This window comes from Solidesulfovibrio fructosivorans JJ] (genome assembly GCF_000179555.1).
Taxonomy (GTDB): Bacteria; Desulfobacterota; Desulfovibrionia; order Desulfovibrionales; family Desulfovibrionaceae; genus Solidesulfovibrio; species Solidesulfovibrio fructosivorans.
This window is the reverse complement of sequence record NZ_AECZ01000012.1, coordinates 55,584-72,840: the sequence shown is the minus strand read 5'-3', so window position 1 is coordinate 72,840 and position 17,257 is coordinate 55,584. Positions and strand designations below refer to the sequence as shown.

Sequence of the window (17,257 nt, the reverse complement as noted above, 5' to 3'; positions counted from 1 at the left end):
ATTCCCTTTTGCCGGCAACGAGGACGTGCCATGAAAATACTTTTGATCGAAGACGATGCCGAAACCGCGGCCTATGTGGCCAAGGGGCTCAAGGAACAGGGCTATGTGGTGGACCATGCCGCCGAAGGACGCGAGGGGCTGTTCTTGGCGGCGGAGGGTCCTTATGACGTGATGATCGTGGACCGGATGCTCCCTGGCCTGGACGGCTTGGCCATTGTGAAAACGATCAGGGGGGCGGGCACCAAGACGCCGATCCTTTTTCTGACCACCCGAAGCAGCATCGAGGACCGCGTCGAGGGCTTGGAAGCCGGGGGCGACGACTATCTGGTCAAACCGTTCGCCTTTTCGGAACTGCTCGCCCGGGTGCAGGCGCTGGCCAGGCGGCCCCCGCTGGCCGACGTGACCACGCAACTGCGCATCGCCGATCTGGAGCTGGATCTGCTGACCCGCACCGCCAGCCGGGCCGGCCACAGCCTGGACTTGAAGCCCTTGGAATTCAAACTGCTGGAATACCTTGTGCGCAACGCCGGCCGGATCGTGACCAGGACCATGCTCCTGGAAAAAGTCTGGGATTTCCATTTCGATCCCCAGACCAATGTCGTGGAAACCAACATCAGTCGGTTGCGGGCCAAGGTCGACCGGGGGTTCGGCTGCGATCTCATCCACACGGTCCGTGGCGCGGGGTATATGCTGCATGGTCCGAAGTAGGCTTTTTCGCAACACCAGCTTCCGGCTGGCCGCGCTCTTCGCGGGGTTGTTCTCCGTTTCGGCCACCCTGGTCTTCGGCATTATCTATTGGATTGCCAGCCAGGCCCTCCAGCAACAAGTCCATGACGCCCTGAGGCGGGAGGCCGCGACCCTTTCCGAAGAGTTGCGCACCGGGGGCATGGCTGACTTGATCCAGTCCCTTGAAGAACGGTTGCGCAAGTCCGGCCTGCCGCCGACCTATGCCCTGCTCCTGGACGCTTCCGGTCGCAAGTTGGCCGGCAACATGGAACGCACGGAGCAGGTGGCGGGATTTACGACCTTGCCTCGACCAAGGGAAAAGCCAGGGAAATCCGACCACGACGAGGACCGTGAGCACGAGGTCATCGCCTTTGGCCGCGAGCTTCCAGGCGGCGCGTATCTCCTGGTCGGCGAAGACGACCACCGCATTGACGAAGCCAAGGAGGCCATCCTGCGCGCCTTTGGCTGGGGCATGGGCAGTGTCTTACTGCTCTCCATAGGCGGCGGCATCCTGGTCTCCATGGGATTTTTGCGCCGCATCGACGCCGTAAACCGCACCACGCGGGCCATCATGGCCGGCAACCTGGAGGACCGCGTTCCCACCCGGGCCACGAACGACGAACTGGATCAACTGGCGGCCAATCTCAACGGCATGCTCGACCGCATCCAGGAACTCATGGAAAGCCTGCGCCAGGTCTCGAGCGACATCGCCCATGACCTGCGCATGCCCCTGGCGCGGCTGCGGCAACACCTCGAAGGGGCCAGGCTGCGGCACGTCACGGGCGCCGAATGCCAGGAGGTTCTGGACGCGGCCATCGGCGACACCGACAACATCCTGTCCATCTTTTCCGCCATCCTGGGCATCGCCCAGATCGAATCCGGGGCGAGGCGAAAAGCGTTTGTACCGGTCGATCTCTCCGAAATCATGGAGACCCTGGCCGAGGCCTACGTCGCCGTGGCCGAGGACAGGGGGCAAACCATCGTGACCCGGATAGCCTCGGGGGCGATCGTCCGGGGCGACCGGGCGCTGCTCACCCAGATGTTTGCGAACCTCCTGGAAAACGCCATCCGCCATTGCCCGGAAGGCACGCAAATCGCCTTGTCCGTCAGCCGGGAGCCGGCCGGTATCCTGGCCTCGGTCAGCGACAACGGGCCCGGCATTCCTCCGGAGGAACGGGAAAACGTCTTCAGACGTTTCTACCGCCTGGACCGGAGCCGCAGCACCAGCGGTTCCGGTCTGGGACTGGCCCTGGTCAAGGCCGTCTCGGATATTCATGACGCAACGATGGAACTTTCGGATGCCGCCCCTGGCCTTCGATTCCGTGTGCGCTTTCCTGTTTCATGAGGATGACACGCACCGAAAACAAGAGGTCCGCCCGCAAAAAGACACCATGAAAACGAAAATCTCCAATATCTCCCTACCCCAGACCGTCATAAAGCTGGGCTGGGTGAGCTTTTTTACGGATGTCGCCTCCGAAATGCTCTATCCCGTGGTGCCGCTTTTCCTGACCACGGCGCTCGGCGCTCCGGTTGTCGTCTTAGGCATCATCGAAGGCGTGGCCGAAGCCATCGTCAGCCTCATGAAGGGCCTTTCCGGCTGGCACTGCGACCGAATCGGGCGTCGCGTGCCCTATATTCGCTGGGGATACGGGCTGGCGGCGTTGTCGAAACCGCTCATGGCCCTGGCCTTCTCCTGGCCGCTTGTTTTTCTCGCCAGATCCATCGACCGGTTCGGGAAAGGGCTTCGCACGACCGCCCGCGACACGCTCATTGCCGATACGGTGGAGGCCTCCCGAGGAGGCAAGGCTTATGGCTTCCACCGGATGATGGACACGTCCGGAGCCATTATCGGCGTTCTTTGCAGCATGGGGTTGCTGGCGCTTCTTCCAGGGCGGTATCGGACAATATTCCTCATTGCCACGATTCCTGGCATCGCCGCTGTCTGGCTGACATTCGGCCTCAAAGAGCGGCACACACGAAATCGACTGGATACGACGGCAGGGGCCTGCATTCCCCGACAAAAGAGAGCATTGCCGAAACTTTCAAAGGGCTATTGGATCACCCTCGGCTTGCTTGGCATTTTCGCTTTTGCCAATTCCAGCGACACGTTTCTCATTTTGCGGGCAAAAAATCTCGGCCTGTCCGATCTGCAAACCATATTTGCCTACACCCTTTTCAATGCCGTCTATGCCCTCAGTTCCTACCCTCTCGGTTTGTTGAGCGATCGTTTCGGGAGATGGCGCATGGTCGTCTCCGGCTGGATGCTCTACTCCATCGTCTATTTTGGCTTTGCTTTTTCAGGGATGTCCGCCGTCTGGTTGCTGTTTCCCTTTTACGGCCTGTTCATGGGCCTCACCGAAGGCATCGGCAAGGCCCTCATTCGAGACAACATCGACGAAGCGCACAAAGGGACGGCCATGGGCATCTTTCATATGTCCCTCGGCTTTTCTTCACTAGCCGGAAGCATTGTGGCCGGGCTGCTTTGGGACAGCATCAGCCCGAAAGCTCCCTTCATACTCGGCGGCTCGATCGCTCTCCTTGCCGTATTGCTTTTTCTTCTCAGTCGTCGCCTGATCATGCGCACTGCCAAGCCGGCTCCTTCGCCATAAAGCAACCTCTCCGCCATGCGCCGCAGCCATTTTCCAAGGCAAAGAGGCGCTCCCGACCAAGAAAGGTCATCAAGTATGCCTCACCGATACACTGCCTCCCCTATGCTTTGATCACCACCACGGTCACGTCATCTTCGACCGGCGCACCCCCTTGGTATTCCCGAATGGCCTGCTGCAAGGCCTCCACGAGATCCTTGGATGTCCTCGCGGCATACCGACGCACGACGTCCCTGAAGCGCTCCTTGCCGAACATTTCTCCCTGACCGTTTCTCGCCTCCCAGGCTCCATCCGTTGCCAGGACAAGGACTTGGCCGGGAAGCAATCCTCCACAAGAGAATGTTTCATAGAGGTAGTCCGGAGAAACGCCCAAAGCGATTCCCTTGCCCTGAAGCTCGCGGAACGTGTCCGTCTTCGGATCGAACAGCATGCCAGGATCGTGACCAGCCCTTGCCCAAAGGAGTTTTCCCGCTGGCGCAATCCCTCCGGCTTCCAGTCGCAGGTAGAACAAGGTGACAAATCGTCCCGTCATATCGGTATCCCGGCAGAGCAGGGTATTGGCTTTGGCGAGTTGCGCCCCGGGCAACACCTGTTGTGTGGCGCACCCGCGCAAAAGAGCCCGGCTGGTGGTCATGAGCAGGGCCGCCGCAATGCCATGCCCGGTCGCGTCTCCTATGACGATGTCGCAACACGGTCCGTCCGCGGCGGCATAGGTCAGAAAGTCATAGTAGTCCCCGCCAGTCGCATCGCAAAAGACGCTCGCCGCCGCGATATCGAGTCCCGGCAAAACGGGGGCCTCACGCGGAAGCAAGGTCTGCTGCACTTCCATGGCCAGTTCCATGTCCTGTTTGAGCACCAACCGCTCGGCCAGTTGCGGGACCATCGCATTGAAAGCCCGGGACAGGTCGCTGAGTTCATCGCGCCCCGCAACCGACACGCTCGTCGCCAAGTCACCCTCCGCCAACCGCTTGGCGGCTGTGGCTAACGCGGCAACCGGACGCGTCACTACCCTGGAGCCGCTTACGGCCAGCAACACGACGGCCGAGATGGCGAGTACGGCGACCGCCGCCGTTAACGATAAGATTTTCCAGGTTTGCCCCATGATCGCGTCTTCGGCCCGGTCGGCATGCGCAAGGATCGCATCCCGGGGAGCCGCGACAGCGAGCGTCAAGCCATCCAAGAGCGGCTGATAGGCGAGAAATACAGGCACTCCGGCAAGCCGCACATCCCGGACACCGCTTCGCCCGGCCTGGATGTCCTGGATGAGCAATGCCTCGTTTGGGGATTGTCCGGGGTGCAGCTGCTGCCCATCGTGCGGGGTTTCCCAGACGAGATTGCGCCCCTGGAGCTCTCCGTTTCCGACAAGATGCAACGCACTGCCGCCAGCCGGTGTACTCCTGGCCTCCAGCAGCAAAAACCGCATCTGGATATCGAAGAGGGAAGACCATTTCTTATCAGGGGCTGCACTGCAAATGGGAGACTCGACGCCGGCAACCCCGGCCAGTCGGCCGTCCGGGAAGTATATGCCTTTTCGCAACGTCGCCGTGACCTGCCCATCGGACTGACCAATGGCCCGTTTGATTTGTCCCCGCACGATACCCTGCGAGACATCGTGCCAAGCGGTATCGAGAGACGGGGGTGGAACAGGAAGCTCCTTTTGTTCTGGAACGTAGCAGCCCAACCCGGAAGCCAGCCGAACCCAGCCCTGGGGGCGCACCCCGCCCTCTCTCGGAAAAAGTACCGTAAAGGCCGGCTCCAGCCCAAGCAGGCGACCGGCATCCTCCAAATAGACACTGTGGTCCATATCGGGCGGAGCATGGAAAACAAGCGGGGCGGCTTCTTCCCCCTCTCGTACCAGACTTGAGGGCAAAACGGCCTGCCGCTCAGATTCTGTATCGAAGATGGCAGGTTTCGCATGACGAGGCGGGCCGATCAACAAGGCCTCGGCTTCCTTGACCACAAGATTCAGGGAACGCTCCAGTTTGTGCTGGCGACTGCGCATATCCGAACGCATGACCGCCAAAGAGAGCTGGAGGTGCTGCTGGGCCGTCCGAACAAGGTTCTCCTCAGCGCCGTCAGCCAGTTTTTGCCCAAGATTCTGCGATTCCCACACGGCATAGGTGCTGACAACGATCAACGGCGGCAGAACAAGCGCCAGAAGGAAAATCAAAAGCTTGGTACGGATGCGCATAGGGAAAAACCTGCTAGAAAAAGATTCTTCACTAAGTTGATCATGGTAGCGTTACCCCATCAAGCAAGCAAACTTTACTGAATATTCTTGCACAGCACTCAATGGCCAAGGTACAGCGACCACCATAAAGCATTGCTTGCATATACTATACAGCGTTGCAATAGCATTTGATATCCTTCTTGCACACGACGGATGCTAAAAAATCTCCCCTGGATCTCGGGAAGAGACGCCGCGAGCCTTTGCCTAGACGCTGAACAATACGTCAAACCCAGGGAGGCACCCCCAAGAATTGACTGGTCCGAAAAGTCCCGGGCAGGTCACTTCCACTCATGATCAAGCGGTAAGGGGGCCGGGGGATTCGATGCGGAACAAGGTGCCGATGATTTGCCGTGGCTCCATACACGTCTCCCAAGCATACCCCAGGACAAAAGGGGGTTTCCGAATGGAAATTCCTGAGCCATTTCCTGGAGCGAGTGGAAAAAAATTGGAGCGAAAAATCAAGACAACAAAAAATGGGTTACTGATCGAGTCAGTAACCCATTGAAATTTTGGTGCCCGAGGCCGGAATCGAACCGGCACGTCCCGAAGAACAAGGGATTTTAAGTCCCTGGCGTCTACCAATTCCGCCACTCGGGCACGCAAACGATTTCTTTGCCCCATGAGCCCACGTCGCGTCAATTCATGCCGTAGCCTTCGTCCCGCGTTTTTGCTACCACTCCCCCATGCCGCACGACCGTAAACGCCTTATCGTCCTCGGACTCGACGGCCTGCCCCTCGATCTGGCCACCTCACTGGCCGCAACCGGCAGGCTCCCCAACTTGCAACGGCTCCTTAAGCTCCACCCGGCCACCATCGAAGCCGAGCTGCCCGAACTCTCGCCCGTCAACTGGACCTCGTTTACAACCGCCGCCAACCCCGGCCGCCACGGCGTCTTCGGCTTCGTCGGCATCGATCCGGCCGCCTACACCCTGGGCCCCCTCGACGCCACGGCCATCCGCGTCCCGACCCTGCCCGACCGCTTAAGCGCCGCCGGGCTCACGGCCAAGATCATCAATTTCCCCTGCGCCGCGCCGGTAAAGCCCTTAAACGGCGCGATCATCGCCGGCTTTCCCGAAACCGATTTTTCCCGGGCCGTTTATCCGCCCGAACTGGCCAACAACCTGCGCCTGGCCGGCTACCGCATCGAGGCCGACACGACCAGGGGCGCGGCCGATTTCGACGGACTGGCCCGGGGGCTGCGGCAGACACTGGCCTCGCGCCGGGCCGGCCTGGACATGCTCTGGGCCGGCGGCGACTTCGATTGCTTCATGCTCGTCCTGACCGAGACGGACCGGTTGTTCCACTTCTTCTTCCCGGCCGTGGCCCATCCCGAACATGCCCTGCATGGGGCGGTCCTCGACCTCTTCGCCGACTGGGACAAGGCCATTGGCCACCTGCTCGACCGCTACGACAGCCTGCCCGGCGAAAAGCGGCTCATCGCCCTGGCCGACCACGGCTTCACCGAACTTGTGACCGAAGTGGACCTCAACGTCTGGCTGGCCGGAAAGGGGTTGCTCAAAACCCATCCCGGAGCGGCAAACGAGTGGGACGCCCGCATCGCCCCGCACCAGACCGCCGCCTTCGCCCTGGACCCGGGCCGCATCTACATCAACATCAAGGAGCGCTTCGCCCGGGGCGTCTTTCACGAGCATGTGGCCGAAAAGCTGGCCCGGGAGCTGCGCGACGAACTGCTGACCCTGAGCTACGAAGGCGAACCCGTCATGGAGGCGGTGCATCTGGCCGAGGAAATCTACGACGGTCCGCAACTGCGCCGCGCGCCCAATCTCGTCTGTGTCGGCCGGCCGGGCATGAGCCTGACCGGCAAGTTCGACCGAACGAAAATTTTCGGCCGCTTCGGCCGCACCGGCTGCCACAGCGCTCACGGGGCCATCTGGTGCGATACGGCCGGCGCGCGCCCGGCCACCACCACCGAGGCCGGACGCCTCGTGGCCGACTTCTTCAATCTTCCCGAGCAAAACGAGCCGGCATGGATTTCGAACGCGATTTGAACCCGGCCCAGCGCCAGGCGGCCCTCACCACCGAAGGCCCGATGCTGGTCATCGCCGGGGCCGGGTCCGGCAAGACCCGCACCATTGTCTACAGGCTGGCCCATCTGGTCTCCGACGGCGTGGATCCGGCCGCGATCCTCCTTCTGACCTTCACGCGCAAGGCCGCCCAGGAGATGCTTACCCGGGCCGGGATGCTTTTAGCCATGGGCCCAAGCGGCGTGGCCAGCGTGTCCGGCGGCACGTTTCACGCCTTCGCCTTCGCCACGCTGCGGCGCTACCATGCCGCGGCCGGCTTTCCCGACGGCTTCACCGTGCTTGACCAGGCCGACTCCGAGGACATCCTGGGCCAGGCCAAGGACACGCTCGGCATCGGCAAGGGCGACCGCTCCTTTCCCCGCAAGAGCGCGGTGCTCGGGCTTTTGTCCAAGGCCCGCAACAAGGAGCTCGACGTCGGCGACGTGCTCTCGCGCGAGGCCTTCCACCTGCTCCCCTACGCCGGGGACATCGCCAGGATCGGCGAGCGCTACACGGCGTTCAAGGCCGAAAACCGCCTGCTCGACTACGACGACCTGCTTTTCACCCTGGAGCGCACCCTGACCGAGCATCCGGACCTGCTCGACTACCTGCGGCAGCACCACCGCTACGTCATGGTGGACGAGTACCAGGACACCAACCGGGTCCAAGCCCGGCTGACGCGCCTTCTCGCCCCCACCTCGGGCAACGTCATGGCCGTTGGCGACGACGCCCAGTCCATCTACGCCTTTCGCGGGGCGACAGTGGACAACATCCTCGATTTCCCGGAACTTTTCCCGGGAACGCTCGTGGTCAAGCTGGAGCAGAACTACCGCTCCACCCAGCCGATCCTGTCGCTTACCAACGCCATTTTGCAAAACGCCGGCCGCAAGTACGACAAAAAGCTCTTCACCACCCGCGAGGACGGGCCCCAGCCCGAGTTGCTGCGGCCCTTTTCCGACCTGACCCAGGCGGCCATGGCCGCGGCCAAAATTCGCGAACTTTCGTCCCGCTATCCGCTGCACGAGATCGCGGTGCTTTTTCGCGCCGGCTACCAATCCTATGCCCTGGAAGTGGAGCTCGGCAAAACCGGCATCCCCTTCCAGAAGTTCGGCGGACTGAAATTCTCCGACGCCGCCCACGTCAAGGACGTGCTGTCCTACCTGCGGCTCGTGCGCAACACCGCCGATTTTCCGGCCTGGTCACGCGTTTTGGCCTTCGTGCCAGGCATCGGCCCCAAGACCGCCACCAAGATTTTCAACGCCATCCAGTCCGGCGACCGGGCCGTACTCGGCAAGATGGCGGCCAAATCGCAGGAATTTCGCGCGCTGATCGAATTCCTCGACACCCTGCGCGCCCTACCCCCCTCCCCGGCCCAGCTTCTGGAACGGGTCATCGAGGCCTACGCGCCGCTTTTGGCCGAGAAATACCCCGAGGACTACCCGCGCAGGCAGGCAGGCCTGGAGCAGCTCCAGCAGATCGCCGCCGCCTACGCCGACCTCGACGCCATGTTGGCCGACCTCGTGCTCGAAAACCCGGACGAGGACCGCAAGAAGACCCGCGAGGACCACGTGGTGCTTTCCACCGTGCATTCGGCCAAAGGCCTCGAATGGTCGGCCGTGCTGGTCATCGACCTGGTGGACGAACGCTTTCCCTCGCGCCACGCCCTGTCCCGGCCCGAGGACCTGGAAGAGGAGCGCCGGCTGTTATACGTGGCCTGCACAAGGGCCCGGGAACACCTGACCCTTTTCGCGCCGGAGACTATTTACCAGCGCCAGACCGGCGGCTGCGCTCCCGCCCTGCCGAGCATCTTCCTGCGCGAGCTGCCCCCGGGGACGCTTCCCGAGCGCCGGGAACGGCTCGGCGGCGGTTCGGCCGCCGCCTTTGCCGCCTGCCCGCCGCCTTCGGCCCCGGCCACGGCCGTGCGCTCCCGCCTGACGCGCCCGGCCGAAGCGCCCCACTTGACGGGAGCCCCCGCGCCGCGCAAGGCCCCGACCGGCAAGATGGGCTACTGCCGCCACAAGATTTTCGGCCGGGGCAAGATCATCGCCATGCTCGACGACGGCAAGTGCCGCGTCAATTTCCCGGATTTCGGCCCCAAGGTCATCCTTGCCGATTACCTGGAAATGGAGGATGCTTCCTAAAATCGCCGACCCTTGACCGCCAAGCCCGAGGACGCCCGTGCGCATCCGCTGGAAACTGTTCTGGCTTCTGGCCGCCCTTTCGCTCACGCCGATCGTGCTGTTGCGCGCCAACAGCCAGTTCGCCCTGCACCGTCTCGCCGACAAGCTGGCCGGGCGCGTGGCCGCCCAACTCGTGGCCGAGGCCGAAACACGGCTGCGCCGGCTGGTGGAAGACCACGCCCGGCTCCTCGACAGTCGGCGAAAGACCTTGTCCGTGGCCGTGACCATGCAGGGACTTGCCGCCGAAAACCTCCTGGCCGCGCCCGAGCCCCCGGCACCGGACCCGGACGACGTGGTCACGGTCGAAGCCATGCGGGGCGCGCATATGGGCATGAGAATGGGCATGGGAATGGGCCGAAGCCACGATGCGGAAACGTCCCCGGACGCCCCGATCGGTTTCAAAGACCTGCCCGACTACTTCCGCCTGTCCCCGGCCGGCACGCAAACGCCCCTTCCCGTGGACCCGGACCGCATCACCCTGCGTCTGCCGGCGGGCTCGAACGCCGCGAATGCCCTGGACGCGCCCGAGCCGCGACGGCTGGCCGCCCTGCTTGCCCCGAGCCGCCGCATCGCCGCCCTGGCCGGCCGGCTGGCCCACTTCCAGATAACGGCCCTTCCTTCGGGGCTCATGGCCATCTACCCGGCCCTGGCCGGATCGCCCAAGCGTTTCGACCCCACCCGGGCCCCCTGGTATCAAGCCGCCATGGAACTCCCCGGGCCGGTGTGGACCCCACCCCAGGCGGAACCGGGCACGGGCCGCATCGCCGTGGCCGTCTCCTGCCGCATCGTCGGCCCGGAAGGCACCACCGCCGGGGTCGCGGCCATCCTCACCCCCCTCGACACCCTACTCGCCTCGGTCAGCATGCCGAGCCACTTTTCCGGCAACGTGCGGTCGCTTCTGGTCATAAGCGACCGCGACACGGCCGGCCGGCCGACGCTCATGGTCGAAGCCGGGCAAAAGCGCCTGGAACACGGACACGGCTGGCACGCCTTCGTTACGCCGTCGCCCCTGCCCTCGCCGGATACGGCAACGCTTGCCGCCATGGCCGAGGACGTGGAAAAGGGCGTTTCCGGCGTGCGACGGCTGACCTACGACGGCCGCGACTCCCTGGCCGCCTATGCCCGCACGGCCGAGGGCGAGGCGCTCATGCAGATCGCCTCGGTGGCCGACGTCCTGGCCGCCTCCCGGGCAGTGGGCGAAGACGTCGAGGGCAGCATCATGAACCTTTTCACCTTCGGCACCTTCGTCGTGGCCGCCGTCATGCTGGCCCTGATCTTCATCTCGCTTCGCGCCTCGCAGGCCGTCACCCGCCCCATCCGGGCCCTGACCGACGCCGCCGGCAAGCTGGCCGAAGGCGATTTCGACGCCCGGGTGGAAGCCACGGGCCGCGACGAAATCGGCGAGCTGGGCCGCATGTTCAACGCCATGGCCCCGCGCCTGAAGGCCCATGTGCGCCTCAGCGAAACCCTGGCCCTGGCCAGCGAAATCCAGCACAGCCTGCTGCCGGCCGAACCGCCGATGGTCCCGGGCCTTCGGTTCGCCGCCGCCAGCCGCTACTGCGACGAGACCGGCGGCGACTATTTCGATTTCATTCCTCTGGAGGGCGACAAGGCGGGGCGGCTCGCCATCGCCCTGGGCGACGTGTCCGGGCACGGCCTCGAGGCGGCCCTGCTCATGACCACGGCCCGGGCGCTGCTGCGTCCCAGGGCCAAGCACCCGGGCGCGCCCGGCGAGGTGCTTCGCGACGTCAACCGGGAACTCACCCGCGACGTCTACGGCACCGGCCGGTTCATGACGCTTTTTTACATGGAGATCGACCCGGCGGCCCGCACGGCGACGTTCGCCCGGGGCGGCCACGACCCGGCCATGCGCTACGATCCGGCGACCGGCGGCATCGATGCGCTCACCGCCCGGGGCATGGCCCTTGGCGTGGCCGAGGAGGCCCGTTTTGAAACCGGCGCGGCGGCCCTGGCCCCGGGGCAGGTCATTCTCATCGGTTCCGACGGCCTGTGGGAGGCCGAAAACGCCGCCGGGGAGATGTTCGGCAAGGAGCGCACCCGCGACATCCTGGCCAAAGCCGCCCCGGACGGAGCGCAAGCCGTTCTCGACGCCCTGTTCGCCGCCCTGGACGCCTTCCGGGGGGCGAAATCCCTGGACGACGACGTGACCCTGGTCGTCGTCGCCGTAACCGACCAGGCTTAAAAAGGAGGCACGCCCCATGCCCGTGACCGAAAAGGAAGCCAAGTTCAAATACTGTCCGCTTTTAACCACCCACGACGACAAGCTGAAGTTCTGCCAGGGAACCATGTGCATGATGTGGCGCGCCGCCGGCCCGGATACGGGGTATTGCGGCCTGGCTGGACACCCGGCCGGTCTCGAGGGGCGGAAGTAACCCTGTCCGAGGTCTCTTCCCCATGAAAACGCCCGTGGGAAAAAATTCGGGAAAAGGGCCCGCGCGAGAGGGGGCCCCCTTTTTTAAGGGATTTCCCCTTTCGCGCTTCCTTTTTGTAATTCCCTCCCCTCGCACTTCCCTTTTCAGTCTCGTGGATTGTGTTGACGCGGCGCAATGTTGTGTTAGGGTTCTCCGGCGAGGCGGGCAGGATGTCCGCCAGCTTCGGGAAGCCACATGCTGCGAGCGCTCATCGTCGACGACGATCCAGTCAACACCTGTTTCCTTCGGGAAATCCTGTCCCCGTATGCCGCCTGCGACACGGCCGCCAACGGCAAGGACGGGCTTTCCGCCTTTGGTCGCGCGCTCTCCGCGGGCGATCCCTACGACCTCATTTTCGTCGACGTCCTGATGCCCGGCATGGACGGCCACCAGGCGCTTGAAGGCATGCGCCACCTGGAACACCAACAGGGCGTCTCGTCATCCGACGCGGCCAAGGTCATCATGATCTCGGCCCAGGACGACGACGTGACCGTCTACCGCGCCTTTTTCCAGGGCCAGGCCATGTCCTTTCTGGCCAAGCCCTTCAGCTGCGACACCGTGCTCGACGAATTGCGCAAATTCGATCTCATCGACGCCCCCCACAAACGTCATCCAGGAGCGATGCATGAGCCAGACGCCCGATAAACATTTCACGCCCCAAGAACTGGCCGGCTACGACGGCAGCGACGGCAAGCCCGCCTACGTGGCCTACAAAGGCGTGGTCTACGACATTTCATCCAGCAAGCGGTGGAAAGACGGCAAGCACATGAACCGGCACCACGCCGGCATGGACATGGGCCTCGACCTGGCCCAGGCCCCGCATTCCGCCGAGTTGCTCACGCGTTTCCCCCGCGTCGGCATCCTGGAAGCGCCTGTTCTGGCCCCGGAACCCGTGGCCAACCGCGTGCCGGCCTGGATTTCCAAGTACATGACGCGGTTTCCCATGCTCAAGCGCCACCCCCACCCCATGACCGTGCACTTTCCCATCGCCTTTTGCGTGCTGGCCCCGCTGTGCCTGGTGCTGGCGCTCGTCACCGGCTGGGCCGGATTCGACGCGGCCCTGCTCGTGCTGCTCGGGGCGGCGGTGGTCTTCACGCCGGTGGCCATCGTCACCGGGCTTTTCACCTGGTGGCTCAACTACGCCTCCGCCCGCATCCCCCCCGTCATCGTCAAGCTCATCGCCACCCCGATCCTCTTCCTGGCCGCGCTGTGGGCCTTCGTGGCCCATCTCAAGGCCCCGGATATGCTCGCCCACCCCGGCAGCCACCCCGGCTTCATCATCGTGGTCCTGGCGCTTTTCCCGCTGGTCTCGCTGATCGGCTGGTTCGGCGCGGCCCTGACCTTCCCGCCGCACGAAGACTAGGGGAGGAGAAGAGGAAAGGCTTCCGGGGGAGGGGACTTTTTGAAAAAAGTCCCCTCCCCCGGACCCCCTCCTTCAAAAACTTTTCATAGGGTCCGCCAAACAAGAGCCCCTATCCGATTCGCGTCGGATAGGGGCTCACTGGTTATTCCCATTAAAAGTTTTGGAAGGGGGTCCAGGGGGAAACTTTTTTCAAAAAGTTTCCCCCTGGCCGCCGGAGGCATGCTTGCCTACCCTTTCGAGCGAACGCCCGGGGTGGACATCATGTAGATTTCGTGCGGGTCGAGGATGAGCACGACCGAGCCGTCGCCCATGATGGTCGCGCCGGAGATGCCGCGCATATCGAATTCCGAGAGATAGGCCCCGAGCGGCTTGATGACGATTTCCTGGCGCTCGAGCAGCCGGTCGACGATAAGTCCGAGGCGGCGCTCGTTGTCCTGGAGGATGACGATGGGGACGATTTCCCGTTCCCTCTCTTCAGGCGGCAGCTCGAGGATTTCGGCCAGTTCCACGATGCCGAGCACCTCGCCGCGAAGCGTCACGCACTTGCGCTTGTTGACCTCGGTCATGCGCTTGAGTTCGATCTTGGTCGTCTCGGAGACGGAATCGAGCGGGATGGCGTAAATCTGGCCGGCGACCACCACCATCAGCGCGTCGATGATGGCCAGGGTCAGCGGCAGGGACAGGGTGAACTTGGTGCCCTTGCCCACTTCGCTCGTGACGTTGACCGTGCCCTTGAGGTTCTTGATGTTGGTGCGCACCACGTCCATGCCCACGCCGCGGCCGGAGATGTCGGTGATCTTCTCGGCCGAGGAGAAGCCGGGCATGAAGATGATGTCGATGGCGTCGCGGTCGTCGAGGGCCTTGGCCTCCTCGGGCGACATGAGATTTTTTTTGACCGCCACTTCGCGCATCTTGGCCGGGTCGATGCCCTTGCCGTCGTCCTCGATCTCGATGGCCACGGAATTGCCCCGGTGGTAGGCGCGAAGCCACACCCGGCCCACCGGCGGCTTGCCGGTGGCCACGCGCTCGGCCTCGGTCTCGATGCCGTGGTCCACGGAATTTCGGATGAGGTGCACCAGCGGGTCGCCGATGACTTCGACCACGGACTTGTCGAGTTCGGTTTCCTCGCCTTCGGTGATGAGGTTCACTTCCTTGCCGGATTTGCGCGACAGGTCGCGCACCAGGCGCGGAAAGCGGGAAAAGACCGTGGAGACCGGCACCATGCGCACCTTCATGATCGTGTCTTGCAGATCGTCGGAGATACGCGCCATGGAATAGGTGGTTTCGGTCAGCTGCTGGCCGATGTGGGCCACGTCGTTTTTGCCCTCTTCCAGGGAGCGGGCGAGCATGGCGAAGCGGTTGCGGTTGATGATGAGCTCGCCGATAAGGTTCATCAGATGGTCGAGCTTTTCGTGGTCCACGCGGATGGTGGCCGACACCTTGGGCTTGCCGCCGGCTTCGCCCGCCTGGGCGGCGGGCGCGGCCTGGGCGGCAGGCTTGGCGGGCTTGGCCGCCGGCTTTGACGCGGGGGCCGGCGCGGACTTGGCCGCCGGTTTCGCCTCGGGCGCGGGTTTGGCGGCGGGAGGCGGCGTGGGCTTGGCTTCCGGCTGGGGTTCGGCCTTGGGTTTTGCCTTGGGAGCGGGGGCCGGTTCGGATTCCGGCGCGGGAGCCGCCTTGGGCGCGGCCTTGGGCTCGGCCTTGGGCGCGGCCTTGGGCTCGGCCTTGGGCGCGGGAGCCGGTTCGCTGGCCGGCAGCGGGGCCGCCTTGGGCGCGGCCGGGGCCTTGCCGCCGCGAAGCGTGGCCAGGGCGGCGGTGAGCATGTCGCCCAGGATCGAGCACTCCTGGCGCAGCATGTCGAGCAGGATGTCGAAGGAAAGACCGGATTTGCGGGCCTGGTCCACGAGGCCGGCCGTGCGCTCGGCCTGGACCTTGAGGTCGGAAAGCCCCATGTAGCCCGAGGAATTCTGGATGGTGACCAGGGCGCGGTAAAGGCCGTCCTCCATCTCCTTGGATTCGGGATCCTCGGCCAGCCCGGCCAGGGCCTGGCCCATATATACGATCTGCTGGTCGATGGTGGACTCGAAGACGGCCACGTCCTCGGGGTCGTAGCCCGTGGCGGCGGGCTTGGCGGATTCCTTGGCGGCGGGGCCGGCTTCCTGCGGCGCGGGTTCCGGTTCGCCTTCCGCCTCGGACGCGGCCTCGCCTTCCTCTTCCGGCTGGTCGGCCGCCGTCCCGGCGCTCGGCGACTCGAACACCTCGCCGTCCTCGGTGGCCTGCTTGAGACGGGCCACCAGCGGCCGGATGTCGAGCGGCGTGGCCATGCTCGTGGCGGGCTCGATGTCGCTGACAAGGGCCTCGACCTGATCGACCACGGCCAAAAGCAGATCCACCATCAGCGGGCTGGTGGCGATCTCGCCCTTGCGCACGCGGTTGAGCAGCGTTTCGGCCTCATGGGTCAGGGCGTTTAAATCCTTGTGGCCGATAATGCCGCTGTTGCCCTTGAGGTTGTGGAAATAACGGAAAATGTCGTTGATGCTTTCCGAGCGGCCCTCGCCGGCGGATTCGAGTTCGAGCAGGGCGGCGTTTAAGCGCTCGATGATTTCCCGGGCCTCTTCCAGGAAATCGGCCATATGGCCCTCGCCGATGGAGGTGAGCTGGTAGGTGTCGGGAACGAAGGGCGGCAGCTCCTCGGTGATCCTGGCGATCTTCTCGGCGGCCGCGGCGGCCGCGCCGTTGCCGGCGGCGGGTGCGGACTCGACGGCCGGGGCGGCCCCGGGTTCCGGTTCGGGTTCGGGAGTCGGTTCGGCGGCGGGCGGGGCGACATCCTCGGCCGGGAAATCGGTGGGCGCGGCCGGCACCTCGGGCGCGGCCGGCGGCCCGCCCTCGAGCTGGGCCGCGATGCGGGCGATGACCGGCGCGGTGTCCACGTCGCCCTCGACCCCGGTCTGCTCCAGATTCTCGATCATGGTGCGCAGCAGGTCCGTGGCGGCCAGGATCACGTCCATGATCTCGGGCGTGACGGGAATGTTGCCCTTGCGCAGCTCGTCGAGGATGTTTTCGGCCTTGTGGGCCAGCCCGTTGATCGCATTGAGGCCAAGAAAGCCGGAGGCCCCCTTGAGGGAATGCATGGGGCGAAAAATGTCGTTGAGGAGGCTTAGGTTTCCGGGGTTGCGCTCCAATTCGAGAAGATTGGGCTCGATGGTTTCGAGATGCTCCCGCGCTTCCACGATGAAGTCGGCAAACAATTCCGGATCCATGAAATCCTGGCTCATCAAGGCACCTCACGGCTATCGACGTCGATTCGGGACGTCACTCTACCTACCCCAAAAGCATCTTCACGTTGCGCACCATGACTTCGGGCTGGGCCGGCTTTACCATATACAAATTGGCCCCGATGGAAAGCCCGGCATGGATGTCGCGTTCCTCGCCCTCGGTGGAGAGCACCACAATGGGGATATCCCGATACGCATCCTGCTCGCGCACGGTTTTGATGAAGGTGATGCCATCCATGCGCGGCATGTTGATATCGGTGATGATGAGATCGACCTGCGGATCGGTGTACAGCTTCTCCAGACCGTCGAGGCCGTCCTCGGCCGCGGTGACCTTGAAGCCTTCCTTGCGCATGATGAATGCCACAAGGTTGCGCACGGTCTTGGAGTCGTCCACGATGAGGATATGCTTGGGCATCGACCTACC

At 64.0% G+C, this 17,257-nt stretch carries 12 protein-coding genes and 1 tRNA gene; 9 read left to right on the top strand and 4 right to left on the bottom strand.

Features of this window, described 5'->3' with window-relative positions:
- The first annotated feature begins 30 nt into the window (after positions 1–30).
- The 3 genes from DESFRDRAFT_RS10360 to DESFRDRAFT_RS10350 are packed head-to-tail and all read left to right on the top strand — an operon-like array spanning position 31 to position 3,335.
- Complete coding sequence (locus tag DESFRDRAFT_RS10360; RefSeq protein WP_005993667.1) at positions 31–708, top strand: response regulator; 678 nt, start codon at positions 31–33, stop codon at positions 706–708.
- Positions 695–2,071 (top strand): sensor histidine kinase, encoded by a 1,377-nt coding sequence (locus tag DESFRDRAFT_RS10355; RefSeq protein ID WP_005993665.1) that lies wholly within the window; start codon positions 695–697, stop codon positions 2,069–2,071. Before DESFRDRAFT_RS10360 ends, DESFRDRAFT_RS10355 begins: the two co-directional genes overlap by 14 nt.
- Entirely contained in the window at positions 2,001–3,335 is a 1,335-nt protein-coding gene (locus DESFRDRAFT_RS10350) for an MFS transporter (RefSeq protein ID WP_233489596.1), read from the top strand. Before DESFRDRAFT_RS10355 ends, DESFRDRAFT_RS10350 begins: the two co-directional genes overlap by 71 nt.
- A gap of 100 nt (positions 3,336–3,435) precedes the next feature.
- On the opposite strand, the gene DESFRDRAFT_RS10345 is transcribed toward DESFRDRAFT_RS10350, so the two are convergent.
- On the bottom strand, positions 3,436–5,523 hold the full coding sequence (locus DESFRDRAFT_RS10345) for a PP2C family protein-serine/threonine phosphatase (RefSeq protein ID WP_005993662.1): 2,088 nt from the start codon (positions 5,521–5,523) through the stop codon (positions 3,436–3,438).
- A 549-nt stretch (positions 5,524–6,072) separates the two neighbouring features.
- Positions 6,073–6,159, bottom strand: a tRNA-Leu gene (locus DESFRDRAFT_RS10340).
- 86 nt (positions 6,160–6,245) lie between these two features.
- On the opposite strand from DESFRDRAFT_RS10340, the gene DESFRDRAFT_RS10335 reads away from it, so the two are divergent.
- From DESFRDRAFT_RS10335 to DESFRDRAFT_RS10315, 6 genes are all read left to right on the top strand, one after another.
- Complete coding sequence (locus DESFRDRAFT_RS10335) at positions 6,246–7,571, top strand: alkaline phosphatase family protein (protein ID WP_005993661.1); 1,326 nt, start codon at positions 6,246–6,248, stop codon at positions 7,569–7,571.
- Complete coding sequence (locus DESFRDRAFT_RS10330) at positions 7,550–9,727, top strand: ATP-dependent helicase (protein WP_005993660.1); 2,178 nt, start codon at positions 7,550–7,552, stop codon at positions 9,725–9,727. Before DESFRDRAFT_RS10335 ends, DESFRDRAFT_RS10330 begins: the two co-directional genes overlap by 22 nt.
- Positions 9,728–9,764: 37 nt before the next feature.
- A complete protein-coding gene (locus DESFRDRAFT_RS10325) occupies positions 9,765–11,969 on the top strand; it encodes a SpoIIE family protein phosphatase (protein WP_005993659.1) in 2,205 nt (734 codons plus the stop codon).
- A 16-nt stretch (positions 11,970–11,985) separates the two neighbouring features.
- The gene (locus DESFRDRAFT_RS22700; protein WP_005993658.1) at positions 11,986–12,159 is read left to right on the top strand and encodes a hypothetical protein; all 174 of its coding nucleotides are present in this window, start codon (positions 11,986–11,988) and stop codon (positions 12,157–12,159) included.
- A gap of 234 nt (positions 12,160–12,393) precedes the next feature.
- On the top strand, positions 12,394–12,843 hold the full coding sequence (locus DESFRDRAFT_RS10320; RefSeq protein ID WP_005993657.1) for a response regulator: 450 nt from the start codon (positions 12,394–12,396) through the stop codon (positions 12,841–12,843).
- Positions 12,824–13,561: a DUF2231 domain-containing protein gene (locus tag DESFRDRAFT_RS10315; RefSeq protein WP_005993656.1), complete on the top strand. Its 738-nt coding sequence runs from the start codon at positions 12,824–12,826 to the stop codon at positions 13,559–13,561. Before DESFRDRAFT_RS10320 ends, DESFRDRAFT_RS10315 begins: the two co-directional genes overlap by 20 nt.
- Positions 13,562–13,788: 227 nt before the next feature.
- Here the strand turns inward: DESFRDRAFT_RS10315 and DESFRDRAFT_RS10310 are convergent, their stop codons facing one another.
- Positions 13,789–16,833 carry a chemotaxis protein CheA gene (locus tag DESFRDRAFT_RS10310; protein WP_005993655.1) on the bottom strand — a complete coding sequence of 1,015 codons (3,045 nt, stop codon included), beginning with the start codon at positions 16,831–16,833 and terminating at the stop codon, positions 13,789–13,791.
- A 46-nt stretch (positions 16,834–16,879) separates the two neighbouring features.
- Entirely contained in the window at positions 16,880–17,248 is a 369-nt protein-coding gene (locus DESFRDRAFT_RS10305; RefSeq protein ID WP_005993653.1) for a response regulator, read from the bottom strand.
- Positions 17,249–17,257: the final 9 nt, after the last annotated feature.